Source organism: Bradyrhizobium genosp. SA-3 (assembly GCF_004212635.1).
Lineage (GTDB): Bacteria > Pseudomonadota > Alphaproteobacteria > Rhizobiales > Xanthobacteraceae > Bradyrhizobium.
On record NZ_PSRT01000025.1, the window covers coordinates 1 to 14651 of the forward strand.

Here is a 14651-nt window from a genome sequence, read left to right on the forward strand (position 1 = left end):
AGGCTGCCTAACAGTGTCCGCACGTCCGGTTTTCGTAAGACGCTGGCGGTCCGAGACTAAGTTGCGGCCCGGCAATATCGAGCGGAACCGGGTCTTTGAGCTTAACCCGCCAGGACCGGCTAACCGGCGCGTGCATCTGCTTCTTTTCTTGTCCATAAGAGTTGTTGAGAACGCGCGAGCAGGCGGTGCCATTCTCGTGTGAGAGCCGGGTACAATACAAGCCGGCTCCTGCCTATCGGTGCTGGGCACCAGGCGTCGCCATCACGGTTCGTCGAGTCTCATCGAGGAAAATCAACCCGCGACAAAAGTTCTTCGCACGCGTCCCAGCGCTCAGCGAGTTCGGGGCGATCCTGTTCGCTGGCCCTCACCGTTTATTTGAAGCTGATCTGCTCGGCGACGAAAAACCGCGACAGCGTCGACTTGTTGGCTTACACGCTATGCGTGCGAAGCAGATACACTCGGCTCGCATCGAGGGTCAGATCGTCCTCCCTACGCCGCAGTTCCAGGAGCTAATCCCGCAAAGCTGCTGTGCGGCGCGTTTCCTCAAACCCCTCACCCAATGGATCGCGCTCGCGATCCCGACCCGGAAATCCGTGCCGCCTCGTTCGGCGAAAGATTGGCCTCAACCATGGCTTTGATCACCCAGATCGGAAGATCCTCCCCATGCGCCATCCCCGCAGCTCCTCCCCGCCTGTAGCATGAATCACGGTTCGCCTGATTTGAGTATCCCTTGCGATCCAATTCGATCTCAACACGCTCTAATGGCTGCGACTTAGGATCGCATCGCGCCGCTATCCTCGGCGCGCCGCCATCTGGCGAGTACCAGTGCGCCTTTTCTCAACTCTCGAGTCCGATAGTCCTCACCACACTAGGTAGGTATCGATCCACTGTTGATGCTGTATTGTAGACGAGAAAGATCGCATTGAATCAAACGCACTCATAAGGGCAGACGAGGTGCGCAATGGAAACCACAGCCAATCCGCTGGATTGCAGAGCACACGTGTTGAAGTTCATTGAAGAAACTCGGGTCGTTAGCAAGAGTGAACTGCAAGTCAACAACATCACGCCTTATCATGTCACAAAGTTTTATCGCGAACAGATCATAAAAAGCGGTTACTACAATCAGCTGAAGTACATTGTCGAGCCCTCAGTCAAGGAGTTCGAGAGCCCAGGCACCTTGGATACGAGCGGCGAGCACGACAACACGGTCGTGCCGGGACTCCAGCACAAGTACGCCCAGACCGGTTTATTGCTGGTGACGGAACGCTGCGGTTCATATTGCCGTTACTGCTTTCGCAAGCGCATTGTGGGCAAGGTATCGGATGAAATCGCACCGGACTTCGATCAGGCCGCGCAATATATTACGCGCCATCCTGAGATGACGAACGTACTCCTTTCCGGAGGTGACCCGTTCGTGCTCAGCACCGCCAAGCTGAACAAGATCGTTGACCACCTGCTGCCAATAAATCATTTGAATTCGATCAGATTTGGCACAAAAATGCTGGCCTATGAGCCAAGGCGGTTTGAAGATTCCGCTCTACCGGCGTTATTCCGGCGTATCCACAAGGCGGGTAAAGCCCCAATCATCGTCACGCATTTCGATCACGTAGGTGAGATCTCATGCGACGCGGAGCACAAAGTTCGCGCTTTGCGAGCACAGGGCGTGCAATTCCTTAATCAGTCCGTGCTTCTCGCCAAAGTCAACGATGATCCCGAGATATTGGCCGCGACGTTCGCCAAATGCCACGAAATCGGAGTGCGACCTTACTACTTATTTCAAGCGAGGCCGGTGAAGGGTGCATCGCACTTCCAAGTCGCACTGCGGCGCGGACTAGAGATTGTACGCGGCATCAACCAACGTCTGAGCGGGATCGAGAAGACCTTTAAATACATCATGTCCCATTACACAGGAAAAATAGAGATATTGGACTTAGGACAGGATGGCCGTGTGTATATGCGATACCACCAGAATAAAGTTCCCGAGAAGATCGGGAAGATCTTTTCCCGACCGCACGTCGCGACAGCCTGCTGGTTTGATGATCTGCCCGAACAATGAGATCTACCGCACGCGCTCCAGCCCACGGGCTCGGAGCGAGTGCGGTACGCTCGCCGCCCCACGAAGCGCATTCAAGTTGAGCCTCCGGCGGCGCGGCCTGGTCTCAACTGTAGAAAGGCTCGGATGCCGCTCGACTATCCCGCTGCACTGAACTTAAGGACCTGTGGAGCTCCCTTTTCCTGGAGTGACAGGGAGGTAATGCTCTATGCGCTTGGAGTGGGCATGGGCTCAGATCCTTTGAAGGAGGAGGAGCTACAATTTGTCAACGAAGCATTTGCAACTTCGAAGCCATTAAAGGTGATCCCGACGTTTGCTTCCGTCTGCGTTTGGGGCGCACGCCCCGGAGTCATTGACCTCAATCGCGTCATGGTTGTTGACGCGCGAACGCGACATTACGTTTCACAAGCCAATGCCCGTCGCAGCGAACGGGACGGCGGACGCGTGTGTGAGGGGAATTTGTGACAAGGTAAGGAGAAAGGTGCGGTCATTCAGAACGAGGTGGTGGTCAGAGCCTCTCGAGCCGGTTTTGTTGTGGAGCTCGTCGTTCCTGAATTGCGCCGACGCGGCAAGTTTAGGTCGGGAAGCTCCGGGCGGACTCTTAGAGAAAACCTCGGGCTCAAGCGGCCACCCAATCAGTTTACGCGAGCAGCGTAAGCCATGCTTCTGGCTACTTGGAGCAAATCGCGCTGGGCGCTGTTTAAGCGGAACCGTGCTGATGCGGTATCGGCTGGAGCCGGAGGTCGGAATCGCCGCCGCAGATTCGAAGCGGGCACGTGAGCCCGCTCCGGCTCGTCTGCTCCCGTCGTTAGCTACAAGCATGGCTCTCTGGACTAATTACGTCTTATTCCGGCACTGGCGTGCCGGCTTGCGTCCTCCAGACATCGGTTTGGGAGGTGTCGCACCCTTGGTCGGCTCAGCGAACAATTCGGACAAGTGAATACCCAAAGTCGCGGCGATACGGTCCAGGAGATCAATGGTCGGGTTCTCTTTCTTCTGCTCAATGCGCCCCATATATGAGCGGTCGATCCCGGCATCATAGGCCAATTGCTCTTGCGGGATGCCGCGCTCTACGCGGATCCGGCGCACATTCCAGGCCACAAGCGCACGAGCGTTCATGCGCAAAGCCAGCCATTATGACGATTATGAAACCACTGGTTATAGCCAGACTATTACGATAAGCTCACACCCAAGCATTTGGCTGTCCTAGCACTGTTGCTTCTAGGAAGCAGGTCACGGTGAGACGCAGATGTCGTGGAGTTTGTCGTGTTTGAATGCCGTCGATCCATCACAAGCGGGCTCACGGCGCGACAGCTCGCTACTGGCGGGAGAGCAAAATGGCCCCAGAGGTACTTCGGCTTTTTCCGGGCGCCGTAATAGGACAACCGTTCAGCTGGAGCTCGAAAGGTGAACGAATTCTTTCCACTTGGCTGCCTTTAGGCCGCGGCCGTTCACCAGCGCGCGGGCAAACGACCGGCCTCCATTCCGTTCCCGGTAGGGTGAAGAGCAAGAACAGCCTAAGCTGTGTGGCAAATCTGCGATCAGTCACCGGTATGGACTGCGAGCAGATCCAGCGCCGATGGAAGAGCAAATGTCCCAGAATGGAGTCACCCGGTCATTGTGGTATGCGCTCGCAGTTCCGACGTTCGGCGAAAAAGAGCTTGGGACCGCGACGATTCGAGCGGTACCAAAATGGCTCCAAGTTAGTTATCGTTGCTCCGATTTCGATAGATTTTTCAGCTTGGTAGGAGTTTCAGGCAGTGCCGGCCGATCCGAAGATCGCAAATTTGGCGCCGAGCGCGCACGAGCTCACGTCATATGACAAGGAGCACGCTATCACCTACATGCGACTTCTCGATGCCGACGCTGACAAGGCAGATTGGCACGAAATCGCGCGCATTGTGCTTGGGCTTGACACGTCCCTTGAACCGGATCGTGCGCGACGCACCTTCGAAAGTCATCTGGCTCGGGCCAAGTGGCTAGCGGGCCACGGCTATCGTGATCTGCTGCGCGGCGGTTGGCCAAAGGAATGAACACGGCGGATCGGGATCGGCGCAATTCCTAGCAATCGTAATACATGATCATTGCATCGATTCAGTGCATGCAAGGCGAGTACGCGGCACGCACGCAACCGTAAAGCGCCACAATCATCGGCTGCAGTTCACCGCGTGTGAAGATCATGCGGGGAAATGGTTCGATGCCGGACACTGACTGGAGATCTGAGGAAGCATACAGCGGCCTCAAGAGCGCAGAAGCGGCCGACCTGGCCTGGGAGTGGCTGCGCCGAGATCGCGCCTACCAAGAGGATTATAGGCGGTTATCTCGCCGCGAACTTTCAAGCGCAGCGGCGGGCCAGTTCCGGCGGAAGTGGGGGCTCTCGTTTTCCAGCTGATCCGCAAAAGACTTTCGACAAGCAAGCAGTTTTCTGGGCACCCGAGGTGTTGTCGACCGTACTGCCTGTGCGGGCGGTCAACTGTATGGCGCCGAAGAGCTATCAGCTCGACGTCGCCAATCTGCCCGGTAGCGAGCTTCGTCGCGCGCCGGACGGATGGCATGCAATCGTGCCGCTCGGCGGCGCGAAGCATCGCCTTTGGCTAAGCAAGTTTCCGGCGAGCGGATCTGCTGTCGTCATCGATCTGCCGCTCGATGCGAATTTCGAGCTTCGCTTGGGGGCCGCACGTCGATTTTGGCTCGCGCTTGAGCATCGGCCGCTCGGAACGCCCCCTCTTGCTTTGCCGGCTTTGAAGCAGCGTCGGCTGATCCTCGCGCTGCGCGCACTGGATGGATGGCAGGAAGGAAATAGCTATCGCCAAATCGCCCAAGGCCTGTTTGGAAGCCATCGTATTGCCGAGCGGGGCTGGAAAACAGACGACCTGCGCAGCCGAACCATTCGACTTGTTAAGCTGGGGCGGCGCCTCATGCGCCTTCGCTGCCGCGCATTGCTCCACAAGGGCAGACGCAGGAATGACAGTTCATGAGCTCTTGGGCGATCAATGGCATGCCCCCGTTCCGTGCAGCCAATTCTTTTGGCATGCACGATCGCGGATAGGATGAGATCTTTGCGTTCCGATCTCTCACTCTTTGGCGTCTGGATTGCTGCAACAGAGAGGCGCTATCTTCGTAAGGGTTTGACGACTCTGCTCGGATGGTTTTCTCAAGTTGAGTGCTGTCGACTTGAATAGCGGGCAATGCATCGATCTGCCGCTGTACCGGATTGAGGGGCGCCTGCTGGGCGTCAGGCAGCCTGCGCAAGTGCTGCCTTCTTGCAAAGACGAGCCACCCATCGGCAAAAAGAACGAGCGATCTCGGGATCCTCGCTGCGATCCACGGCATAGGCGCGATATTGCATGCCACTTGGAGTGCGTGAGCCGGGAATGATTTGCAAAGCGCCCCCTCGCACCAGATCACTGACGATGATTTCTGGTGCGACAAGAAGGCATTTTCCTGTCATGACGGCCGGCAGAGCAAGATAATTGTGATCATAGCGCGCGCCCGCTCGTATGTCGTTTGAGGACAGGTTCATGGCCCTCAGCCATGTCGGCAGGATGTCGGGACGTGATGTGATGTTCAGTATCGGGGTTGAGCGAACGATCGAGAGCTCTCTGCCCGCGACCAGATTTGGCGGGCCGACGCATACCAGCTCCTCATTGTAGATCTCCCAACTGTCGGCGGGTTCGATGACGGAAAGGTCGCGTGTAATCAAAATATCGAAATCATCCGAAGATGTCGGCGGCGAGAGCGAGCTCACGACGTCCACGATAACGCCGCCCGCTTCAGAAGAAAACGCCTGCAGATTTGGAATCAGAAAAGAGAAAGCAAATGTCGATAGTGACGTGCGGACGACAATCCGATTGGTTCCTGCGCCCGCACGCCGTCGCATTCTCTTCGCGGTGAAGCCGACCGTTTCGAGAGGTTCAGAGACTGCGTTTGCGAATAGCCTTCCGAACTCGGTCAGATCACTGCGCCGCCCACGCCGCTCGATGAGGTCCGCACCCAGATAGTCCCGCAGGACGGACAAATACCGGCTGACCGAACTCTGCGTTGTTCCCAAAGTGGTGGCCGCGCGCGTGACGCTGCCTTCGCGTGCGACGGTCACAAAAGCACGGATGGCATTTAAAGGAACTTCATCGTCTTGAGCCGCCATTGTCTGCTCCGGCGCCAGAATGAACATCCATCACATCATTCGATGTCCATAGCGGGATTGCCGCGTATCAACGCTGGGTTGCGCACAAAATCCGCGTGGGAGCGCATTGATACTTGGTCCAGTACCGCACAAGATCTGCGTCAACAGCTCGGTGCTGTCAGGGGGCTAGGTCCTTTTGCGGCGTGCCGGCTTCGGCTTGCGACCTTTAGGTAAGGTAGCGAGTGGCGGCGCACCCTTGGATGGCCGAACAAACAGCTCGGATACAGCTACGCCGAGCGTCTCGGCAAGGCGATCGAGAAGATCGATTGTCGGGTTCGCCTGTTGGCGCTCAAGTCCGCTCATATAGGAGCGATCAACACCTGCATCATAGGCCAATTGCTCTTGCGGAATACCGCGCTGGACGCGGATCCGGCGCACATTGTAAGCCACAAGCGCACGAGCTCTCATGCGCGTAGGCAGCCATTTCGATGGTCATCAAACCACTGGCTATAACCGACCTAAAAACATCACCAAATTGGAGGTTTTCGATCGAATTATTCGATGCGTGTCACCGAATCGCTGTTCCCGACGCTGCTGGGCCGTGCCGCCCAAGCGCTGGTATGTCGACCGTCTATCAATTTGCGGCGGCGCAGGTTTTGTGGCGCTGACCGGAGCTCAGCCTTTCGGCTGGCTCGGCCGCCGTTCGATTCCGCTGCCCCATTTGCGCGAATGGCCTCGAGCCAAAGGCAAGATGCTGACTGAAAGGGAGCCGATGGTCCTCCATTCAACGAAATGGAGTTGCAGCCCCGATGAATGAGCCGGCGCAAACCATCGAGATTGCAGCGACAGCCGTTCGGGCAAGGTTAGAGTTGGCCTTCAGCGCAGAAAGCGCGTTTCAGCTGCCTTAACCTCGTCCATTCGCTGGAGTCTCAAGATTTCCTCTACCGGTACAATATCCTTGTGGACGTTCTGGACGCCGCCGTCAGCGATGATCCGGCGGAAAGTCTCCTGCATGGCGGTTGCAGCAGCACGGATGCCGTAATTGCCATAGATCATCATGCAAACATTGCCCAAAGTTTTGACCCGCTTGGCGTCGAGGTCAGGGTAGGCGTTTGGTACGATCACCAGCGGCACCGATCCGGTCCAGGCGCGCGAAAAGCTTTCGATTTCGCAAGGAGTCTTCCTTTTCGAATGGATCAGGATCATGTCCGCGCCAGCCTCCGCATAAGCGTGCGCCCGATGCAAGGCCTCCGCTTCGCCGAGGCTGGCGATCAAAGCTTCGGTGCGGGCGATGACGAGGAAATCCGGATCCGATCTTGCTGTGATGGCAGCCTCGATCTTTCACTGGAATTCTTCAATGCGCAACAGGTCCTGACGGCCGTCGGCAACAAGGCTCGTCACTTTTGGAAAAGTCTTGTCCTCGATGACAACGGCGCTGGCGCCGGCCCGCTCATATTCCCTGATAGCGTGGATGACGTTGATCGCATTGCCGTAGCCCGTATCGATATCGGCGACGATCGGCAGCCTCGTGCGTCCGGCGATCGCCCGCAGCATGTCGAGATGCTGTGTCATCGAAATCAGGCTCATGTCCGGCAGCCCATAAAGCGCTGACAGCTCGAAGCCGGGCGCCCACAGTCCGTCAAATCCGGCTTCTTCCGCGAGAATCGCTGAAAACGGGCTGTGGGCGGCCATGATGTGGACCAGGCCAGTCTCGGCCATGCCGGCGCGCAGGCTTTTGGCAGGGGACATCAGAAGATCTTTCAGGACAGGGTCGCGCAGGCGGCAATGATACGGTCGCAAGCTTGGGTGAGCTCCTCGAGCGAGGAAGCATAGGAAATCCGGATATAGGGCGATGCCATGAAGCCGCTGCCCGGCACGACAGCCACGGCGAAAGCATCAAGCAAATACATGGCAAAGTCGGTGTCGCTTTCGATCACCCTGCCGTCCGGCGTGCGCCTGCCGATGACACCCGCGCAGGAGGGGAAAACATAAAGAGCGCCGTCCGGCACACGGTAGGAAAGCCCCTTGGCCTGATTGGCGGCGACAAGGTCGCGGCGCTCCGAAAACGCGCGCGCGAACTCTTTGATATGGTCCCGCCTTCCTGACAGTGCCTCGAGCGCGGCATATTGAGAAATCGAGCTGGTGTGCGAGGAGGTCTGGCCCTGGATGAGATTCATGGCCTTGATCAGCGCCAGAGGTCCTGCACCGTAACCGACGCGCCAGCCCGTCATTGCGTCTGCCTTGGATACGCCGTTGACTGTTAAGGTGCGCTCGTAGAGGTCCGGCGCGACTGCGGCCATCGTTGCGAAGTCGGCGTCATAGGTGAGCTTTTCATAGATGTCATCGGATAGCACGTGCACTTGGGCATGCTCGCGCAACACCGCGGCAAGCGCGAGCAAATCACTTCGGCTGTAGACCGCACCGGTCGGATTGCATGGCGAATTCAACATCAACCATTTGGTGCGCGGCGTGATCGCCTTCTCCAACGCCTCGGAGCGCAGCTTGAAGCCATGGAGTTCATCGCAGGCAACGAGCACCGGCTTGCCGCCGGCCAGGGCCACCATGTCGGGATAGGAGACCCAGCACGGCGTCGGGATCACAACCTCGTCGCCCGCATCGAGGCTGGCGAATAATACGTTGAACACAACCTGCTTGGCGCCGCAGCCCACCGTGATCTGGTCAATACCGTAGTCGAGCCCATGATCGCGACGCAGGCTCTCGCGAATTGCTTCCCGCAGTGGCTTGATTCCGGCGATCGCCGTGTATTTCGTCTGCCCGTCGCGGATTGCCCGGATGCCAGCTTCACAGATAGCGGACGGCGTGCCGAAATCCGGCTCGCCCTGGCTGAGCGTAATCACATCGGCGCCCTGATCGCGCAGCTCGGCGGCGCGAGCCGTCATGACTTTGGTTTGAGAGGGACGGACGACCTTGAGCCGTTCTGAAACGAGAGACAAGACACAATATCCTACGAGTTCGAATGAGCGGTTTCATGGGATCTATCCGAACGCGGACGACCAAACTAACCGGGTGATCGCGGCTTTGGATAAAATCATCGAAGATTACGATAACTGTCTCGCTTCTTCGTGCGGCTCTGCTGGGCGCTCGCGCAGTGCTTTGCGTCTCAGCTCTTCCTCTTCATCAGCCTGCGCCAGGAGCGCCGACCATCGCATGTTCGCAAGCTTACATCGACTTATTCGATGAACGTCATCCTGCCGTAGCAGTTCAGGTTTTTAAGGTCGCGCACAATCGCGAATATGCCTGAATGACACAAGCGCCCAAATTTCGGTGGTCCGCCAAAGTCCGTGCCGATCTTAAGAATTCACGGTTGTGGCATTCGTATCAATGGAAGTGAACCGGAGGCGGTGATGACCCGTATTGATCTGACGCGACGGCAAGCCATCGCAGGCGCCGTTGCCGCAAGCGTGTTAGCCAGCACAGGCGCCGGCGCTGCGGAGGGCGAGCCGAAGACATTGACGCGTCGGCGCCTTCGGGTCGGCATGTCCGGATTTCCGCGATCCTTCGATCCAGCCATCGCGACCGATACTGCCATTCGCCGGATCATGCCGCAGCTTTTCGATACGCTGATCACCTTCGACCACGCCCACGACATGGCGCTCCGGCCCAGCTTGGCTGAGCGTTGGGAGCGGATCAATGCGCAGTCGTTGCGGCTGTTCTTGCGCAAGGGAGTGGCTTTCCATGACGGAACGCCTTTGACGGCCGAAGATGTTGCCTTTAGCCTTGGTCCTGACCACCTGCTGGGACCCGGACGCAGCGGAATGTCCGAGGCGCTTCAGTCGCTTGATCGGCTCGAGAAGGTCGAAATTGTCGATCCTTATACCGTCATTGTGCATGCAAAGGGCGGTGACGCGCTCCTCGAGCAGCGTCTGGCCGCTTGGGGATCGGAGATCGTCAGCCAGCGCGCCTTCGTGGCGGCGGGCTCGTGGGAGCGCTGGACCACAGCCCCTGTCGGAAGCGGTCCCTACAAGCTGGTCGATCACAAGCTGGATATTCGTGTCTCGTTGACCGCCCACGATGCGTATTGGGGCGGGCGGCCGCCGTTCGATGGCATCGAATACCGCATCATTCCCGAACTTTCCGCGCGCGTGAACGGCCTGCTCGCCAGCGAGCTCGACATTGCCACTGACATTCCGCCGGACCAGTTTGCGGGCATCCAGAAGCGTGCTGATCTCGAGGTCGTGGGTGGTGCCGTGCAGAATATCCGCTCGCTCGTCTTTGATCAGACCGATCCCCTTCTGAAGGATGCGCGTGTTCGCCGTGCGATGAGCCTTGCGCTCGACCGCAAGCTGATCGTGCGGAGCTTGTGGGAGGACCGGCTCCCGATTCCGAACGGTTACCAGTTGCCGAGCTACGGCGAAGGCTACATCCACGAGTTCCCCTCGCTTGCCTATGATCCGGGCAAAGCCAAGGAGCTGCTGGCCGAAGCGGGCTACAAGGGAGAGCAGATCACCTATCGTCTGCTCAACAACTACTACCCCAATCAGGTCTCTGGCGCGCAGACCATGATCGAGATGTGGCGTGCGGTTGGCCTGAACGTCAAACTTCAGATGATGGAAAACTTCGCGCAAATTCAGCGCCAGCCGGTGCGTGCCATCTTTGATACGTCCAATACGGCCCTCTTTCTGGATCATCTCGGCCATCCCTGGCGTGAATACGGTCCGAGCGGCACCCTGCCAAAGTCAATTGGAATCTGGAGGAACGAGGAATATTTCGCGCTCGGCGCAAAGCTCCAGGACACCGTCCAGGGCGAACAGCGCCGGCCGATCATCCGTCGCATGCTCGAGATCATCAACGAGATCGATCCGCCTTGCGTGATCCTGCACGTGTCGGGCCAGTTCTATGGCAAGCGTCGCGACGTGCCGTGGCTGCCGGGGCTAACGCTCGACCTCAATTTCGGCCCGTTCAACAGAGCTCTGATCCGGACCTGATCGCGATGACGCACACCTTGAATCGACCATTGTGCGATAGCAATCCCCCCTTGGAGCTAGCCCTCGGCCAGAGGGTCTTGGCGATGACCTGGTTTGACGACAACCTTGCCGCTGGCGACCTCGCAATCCTGTTCAAAGTCTCGCGGACGATCCGACGGGAGCGCCGCGCCGCCTGGGAGGCGCGGACGCTGCGCCGCATTCATCAAAGCCTGGCTCCGAACTGCGCCGACGATCTGACAGCGCGCCGGCAAGTGACGGAGCGCCTCGAGATCGGATGCGAGGTCAAGACTGTTGGGGGTGCCCGGCCCATGTTTGAAAGCTGCACGAACATCGACCATTCCGAGGCACATGGTACGATCTCATTTGGAGAGCATTCGTGCTCCTTTGCAGACGTTGTCGATGCCAGCAGTTCCAGGCCCGCGCGCGCACCTGTCGCGCAATTGTCCCGCTGGGTAGGCACGCTTGCCGCTGATCGCCGAATGTCGGCGGAGTTGCCACCCGAGGATGCCGCTGTAGCATCGTTTCTCTCCTGCCGCGGCAAGGGCGGCGTTCCAACCGACCTGATGCGATCCCTATGACGCGGGAAGGGCAGGGACCTCGCATGGAGGCGCTTCTTCAGATCGCAGGTTTGCGTGTGGCGTTCGACGGTGTGCCGACGCTGCGCGGAATCGATCTCACTCTACGGCGTGGCGAGTCGCTGGGCATGGTCGGCGAAAGCGGCTGCGGCAAATCAGTGACATGGCTTGCTGCGCTCGGACTGTTGACGAAGCGCGCTAAAATAACGGGCAGCGTACGCCTGGCCGGAGAGGAGCTGCTCCATGCGCCAGCCTCTCGCCTCGACAAGGTGCGCGGCGGGCAGATCGCCATGATCTTCCAGGACCCGGCGAGCGCGCTTAATCCTGTGCGCACGGTGGGCGATCAGATCTCTGAAGCCCTGCGGCTCCATCGCGGCACGGACCGCCGCACGGCGCTTGCCGAAGCGCGACGTCTACTCGACCAGGTCGGCATCCCCGATGCAGCGCGCCGCCTGGGCGCCTATCCCCACGAATTATCCGGCGGGCAGAACCAGCGCGTCATGATCGCCATGGCTCTTGCAGGGCAGCCCGACATCTTGATCGCTGACGAACCTACCACCGCCTTGGATGTCACTATTCAAGCGCAGATCCTTGAGCTTCTGCGGCAGATCCAGCGCGAGACAGGCATGGCGCTGGTCCTGATCTCGCATGATCTCGGCGTCGTCAGCGAGATCTGTGAACGCGTCATGGTCCTTTACGGGGGGCACATCGTCGAAGAATTGCCGGCCTACCGTCTTTTTGAGCATTCCGCTCATCCATATACGCGAGGGCTTATTGCAGCTCTTCCAAGTCTGGATGCGCCGCGGCAACGCCTCTTCGCCATTCCGGGTGTCGTGCCAAACGCAGCCGAATCTCCGCCAGGCTGTCCTTTCTCCCCTCGTTGCGATCGTCGGATCGGACGCTGCAGTGAATGGGCGATTGAGCTCGCCTCGCTCGATGGCGACATCAGACACAGGGCTGCCTGCTTGCATGTCACGAGCGAACCGCCCGCGGGCGAGGTCGTGGCTGCATGACCGCGAGTGCTCCGCCGATCCTCCAAGCCGATGGGCTTGTCCGCCGTTATCGCTTGCGACAGGGCCTTTTCCACCGTCCAGCGATGGTCCACGCGGTCAATGGGCTCTCTCTGCGGCTGGCCCGCGGCGAAACGCTCGGACTGGTTGGCGAATCCGGCTGCGGTAAGTCCACTACGGGCCGGCTCCTGATCGGCTTGGACCGGCCGGATGCCGGCACGGTGACCTTCGGCGGAGAAGCTTTGCCTGCTATGGGCGATATTCGATGGCGCCGGCTCAGGATGCGAATCCAAATGGTGTTTCAGGATCCGCTAGCTGCGCTCGATCCGCGCCTGACGATCGGCGCCCAACTGGCTGAGCCGCTGGACATTCATCGGCTCGGCAGCAAGTCGAAACGAGAGGGGCGGGTCAATGCGCTACTCGCGGATGTGGGGCTCAGGACCGATCACCTCAGGCGCTATCCGCACGAGCTTTCAGGCGGCCAGCGCCAGCGTGCCGTCCTGGCTCGTGCACTTGCGACCGATCCAGATCTCATTGTCTGCGACGAGCCAGTATCGGCGCTCGACGTCTCGATCCAGGCGCAAGTGATCAATCTTCTACGCGACCTGCAGGAGCGGCGGCACATGGCGATGATCTTCATCAGCCATGATTTGCGAGTAGTCCGGCTGATCAGCGATAGGATTGCTGTGATGTATCTCGGCGCCATCGTCGAGGAAGGCGCCTGTGAGGCGGTTCTTCTGGATCCTTTGCATCCTTACTCGCGGGCGCTCGTTTCCGCGGTGCCCAGGCCGGGGAGACATCGGTCGCGCACGATCCTGCAAGGAGATCCGCCCGATCCGGCTGCGCGACCGGGCGGCTGCGCATTCCATCCTCGCTGCCCGGTAGCGCTTCCACTTTGCGCGCGCTTTGCCCCAGAGCTCAGATCCGCTCCTGACGGGCGCCGCGTCGCCTGCCATCTGATCGGCGATCATGGTGGCGAACTCAACAAGGAGGCATGATGGCTCGCTTCATAGCGGTCCGCGTGGCGCGCGCGTTGCTGACCATCGGAGTTGTGGTCACATTCGCATTCGTGGTGCTGCGCGCCTCTGGCGATCCCGCCCGCGCGTTGCTGTCGCCGGAAACCCCGGCGGAAGCGGTCGAGGCCTTCCGAAAGGGCTGGGGGCTCGATGCGCCGCTCTGGGAGCAATACGCCAGATACCTCTTTGCGGTCGTTCATGGAGATCTCGGCCAATCGATGCGTGATGGCCGTTCCGCGATCGCCGTCGTCGCCGAGCGCATTCCTGTCACGCTGATGCTGACTGCGCCGGCGCTGATCCTCAATCTGTTGATCGGCATTCCGGCCGGCATCTACGCGGCTCTCAAACGAGATAGCATCGCGGATCGATTGGTGATGATGGTCTCGGTCGTGGGCTTCACCGTGCCATCTTTCGTGCTTGGCCTCGTGTTCGTACTGGCTTTCGCAGTGGAGCTTCCCTGGTTGCCCTCGGGCGGCGCCGGCGGTTGGCAGCATTTGGTGCTGCCTGTCATCACGCTTGGTCTGGGCGGCGCGGCCGTTTTGGCGCGTTTCAGCCGCAGCGCCATGCTCGAGGTACTTGGGCAGCCCTATATTCGTGCCGCCAGCGCCAAGGGTGTGCCTTGGCCCCGCGTCGTGACCGGCCACGCTCTGCCGAACGCGGCAATAGCGGTGCTGACCATCGTCGGCTTCATGGTTGGCAATCTCATCGCGGGAACGGTGCTCGTCGAAAGCGTTTTTTCGTGGCCAGGCATTGGCAGCCTCCTCGTCGTCTCAGTTGCGAGTCGTGATTTGGCTGTCGTCCAGTGCATCATGCTCGTCGTAGCCGCCGCCATGATTACCACCAATGTCACGATCGATCTGCTCTATGGCATGCTCGATCCACGTTTGCGCGACTTGCGCTCTGGGAGGCGATAATTGTCGAGCATTTC

Annotated in this window: 15 protein-coding genes and 1 pseudogene; 11 read left to right on the plus strand and 5 right to left on the minus strand. The window is 59.2% G+C overall.

The genetic code is table 11. The annotated features are described in order from the left end of the window. Nucleotides 1-961 precede the first annotated feature (961 nt). Nucleotides 962-2056 (plus strand): KamA family radical SAM protein, encoded by a 1095-nt coding sequence (locus CWO91_RS10925; protein ID WP_130213469.1) that lies wholly within the window; start codon nt 962-964, stop codon nt 2054-2056. 123 nt (nt 2057-2179) lie between these two features. Next, nucleotides 2180-2518: a hypothetical protein gene (locus CWO91_RS10930; RefSeq protein WP_130213470.1), complete on the plus strand. Its 339-nt coding sequence runs from the start codon at nt 2180-2182 to the stop codon at nt 2516-2518. Between the two features lie 372 nt (nt 2519-2890). Here CWO91_RS10930 and CWO91_RS10935 read toward each other — a convergent pair whose 3' ends face one another. Then, nucleotides 2891-3172, minus strand: coding sequence for a helix-turn-helix domain-containing protein (locus CWO91_RS10935; protein WP_130213471.1), 282 nt, complete (start codon nt 3170-3172; stop codon nt 2891-2893). A 641-nt stretch (nt 3173-3813) separates the two neighbouring features. On the opposite strand from CWO91_RS10935, the gene CWO91_RS10940 reads away from it, so the two are divergent. The 3 genes from CWO91_RS10940 to CWO91_RS10950 all read left to right on the plus strand — a co-directional run bounded on the left by CWO91_RS10940 (nt 3814) and on the right by CWO91_RS10950 (nt 5031). Continuing rightward, entirely contained in the window at nt 3814-4086 is a 273-nt protein-coding gene (locus tag CWO91_RS10940; protein ID WP_130213472.1) for a DNA -binding domain-containing protein, read from the plus strand. Nucleotides 4087-4250: 164 nt separating this feature from the next. Beyond that, on the plus strand, nt 4251-4445 hold the full coding sequence (locus CWO91_RS44165) for a transcriptional regulator domain-containing protein (protein WP_130213473.1): 195 nt from the start codon (nt 4251-4253) through the stop codon (nt 4443-4445). 85 nt (nt 4446-4530) lie between these two features. Beyond that, nucleotides 4531-5031, plus strand: coding sequence for a DUF2285 domain-containing protein (locus tag CWO91_RS10950; RefSeq protein WP_245471203.1), 501 nt, complete (start codon nt 4531-4533; stop codon nt 5029-5031). 257 nt (nt 5032-5288) lie between these two features. On the opposite strand, the gene CWO91_RS10955 is transcribed toward CWO91_RS10950, so the two are convergent. Both CWO91_RS10955 and CWO91_RS10960 read right to left on the minus strand, forming a co-directional pair. Then, nucleotides 5289-6224, minus strand: a complete 936-nt coding sequence (locus CWO91_RS10955) for a LysR family transcriptional regulator (RefSeq protein WP_130213475.1) — start codon at nt 6222-6224, stop codon at nt 5289-5291. A gap of 138 nt (nt 6225-6362) precedes the next feature. After that, nucleotides 6363-6644 (minus strand): helix-turn-helix domain-containing protein, encoded by a 282-nt coding sequence (locus tag CWO91_RS10960; RefSeq protein WP_091886147.1) that lies wholly within the window; start codon nt 6642-6644, stop codon nt 6363-6365. Here CWO91_RS10960 and CWO91_RS10965 point away from each other — a divergent pair. Beyond that, nucleotides 6643-6993: a hypothetical protein gene (locus CWO91_RS10965; RefSeq protein ID WP_130213476.1), complete on the plus strand. Its 351-nt coding sequence runs from the start codon at nt 6643-6645 to the stop codon at nt 6991-6993. The two genes, CWO91_RS10960 and CWO91_RS10965, sit on opposite strands and share 2 nt — an antisense overlap. Nucleotides 6994-7052: 59 nt before the next feature. Here the strand turns inward: CWO91_RS10965 and CWO91_RS10970 are convergent. Next, nucleotides 7053-7925: pseudogene (locus tag CWO91_RS10970) on the minus strand (isocitrate lyase/phosphoenolpyruvate mutase family protein). 11 nt (nt 7926-7936) lie between these two features. Next, nucleotides 7937-9130: a pyridoxal phosphate-dependent aminotransferase gene (locus CWO91_RS10975; protein ID WP_165405353.1), complete on the minus strand. Its 1194-nt coding sequence runs from the start codon at nt 9128-9130 to the stop codon at nt 7937-7939. A gap of 411 nt (nt 9131-9541) precedes the next feature. Here CWO91_RS10975 and CWO91_RS10980 point away from each other — a divergent pair, with 411 nt between their 5' ends. From CWO91_RS10980 to CWO91_RS11000, 5 genes are all read left to right on the plus strand, one after another. Continuing rightward, a complete protein-coding gene (locus CWO91_RS10980) occupies nt 9542-11122 on the plus strand; it encodes an ABC transporter substrate-binding protein (RefSeq protein ID WP_130213477.1) in 1581 nt (526 codons plus the stop codon). A gap of 83 nt (nt 11123-11205) precedes the next feature. Continuing rightward, entirely contained in the window at nt 11206-11700 is a 495-nt protein-coding gene (locus tag CWO91_RS10985; protein WP_130213478.1) for a hypothetical protein, read from the plus strand. Between the two features lie 23 nt (nt 11701-11723). After that, nucleotides 11724-12710: an ABC transporter ATP-binding protein gene (locus tag CWO91_RS10990; RefSeq protein WP_130213479.1), complete on the plus strand. Its 987-nt coding sequence runs from the start codon at nt 11724-11726 to the stop codon at nt 12708-12710. Further along, a complete protein-coding gene (locus CWO91_RS10995; protein WP_130213480.1) occupies nt 12707-13705 on the plus strand; it encodes an ABC transporter ATP-binding protein in 999 nt (332 codons plus the stop codon). The genes CWO91_RS10990 and CWO91_RS10995 overlap by 4 nt, the downstream gene beginning before the upstream one ends. Next, nucleotides 13705-14637 (plus strand): ABC transporter permease, encoded by a 933-nt coding sequence (locus CWO91_RS11000; protein ID WP_130213481.1) that lies wholly within the window; start codon nt 13705-13707, stop codon nt 14635-14637. The genes CWO91_RS10995 and CWO91_RS11000 overlap by 1 nt, the downstream gene beginning before the upstream one ends. Nucleotides 14638-14651: the final 14 nt, after the last annotated feature.

What these genes read in the sequence shown, in the direction of transcription:
- CWO91_RS11000 (WP_130213481.1), top strand. Translation starts at nt 13,705, where the DNA reads ATGGCTCGCTTCATAGCGGTCCGCGTGGCGCGCGCGTTGCTGACCATC.
- CWO91_RS10990 (WP_130213479.1), top strand. Translation starts at nt 11,724, where the DNA reads ATGGAGGCGCTTCTTCAGATCGCAGGTTTGCGTGTGGCGTTCGACGGT.
- CWO91_RS10930 (WP_130213470.1), top strand. Translation starts at nt 2,180, where the DNA reads ATGCCGCTCGACTATCCCGCTGCACTGAACTTAAGGACCTGTGGAGCT.
- CWO91_RS10935 (WP_130213471.1), bottom strand. Translation starts at nt 3,172, where the DNA reads ATGAACGCTCGTGCGCTTGTGGCCTGGAATGTGCGCCGGATCCGCGTA.
- CWO91_RS10925 (WP_130213469.1), top strand. Translation starts at nt 962, where the DNA reads ATGGAAACCACAGCCAATCCGCTGGATTGCAGAGCACACGTGTTGAAG.
- CWO91_RS10985 (WP_130213478.1), top strand. Translation starts at nt 11,206, where the DNA reads ATGACCTGGTTTGACGACAACCTTGCCGCTGGCGACCTCGCAATCCTG.
- CWO91_RS10950 (WP_245471203.1), top strand. Translation starts at nt 4,531, where the DNA reads ATGGCGCCGAAGAGCTATCAGCTCGACGTCGCCAATCTGCCCGGTAGC.
- CWO91_RS10955 (WP_130213475.1), bottom strand. Translation starts at nt 6,224, where the DNA reads ATGTTCATTCTGGCGCCGGAGCAGACAATGGCGGCTCAAGACGATGAA.
- CWO91_RS10960 (WP_091886147.1), bottom strand. Translation starts at nt 6,644, where the DNA reads ATGAGAGCTCGTGCGCTTGTGGCTTACAATGTGCGCCGGATCCGCGTC.
- CWO91_RS44165 (WP_130213473.1), top strand. Translation starts at nt 4,251, where the DNA reads ATGCCGGACACTGACTGGAGATCTGAGGAAGCATACAGCGGCCTCAAG.
- CWO91_RS10995 (WP_130213480.1), top strand. Translation starts at nt 12,707, where the DNA reads ATGACCGCGAGTGCTCCGCCGATCCTCCAAGCCGATGGGCTTGTCCGC.
- CWO91_RS10965 (WP_130213476.1), top strand. Translation starts at nt 6,643, where the DNA reads ATGCGCGTAGGCAGCCATTTCGATGGTCATCAAACCACTGGCTATAAC.
- CWO91_RS10980 (WP_130213477.1), top strand. Translation starts at nt 9,542, where the DNA reads ATGACCCGTATTGATCTGACGCGACGGCAAGCCATCGCAGGCGCCGTT.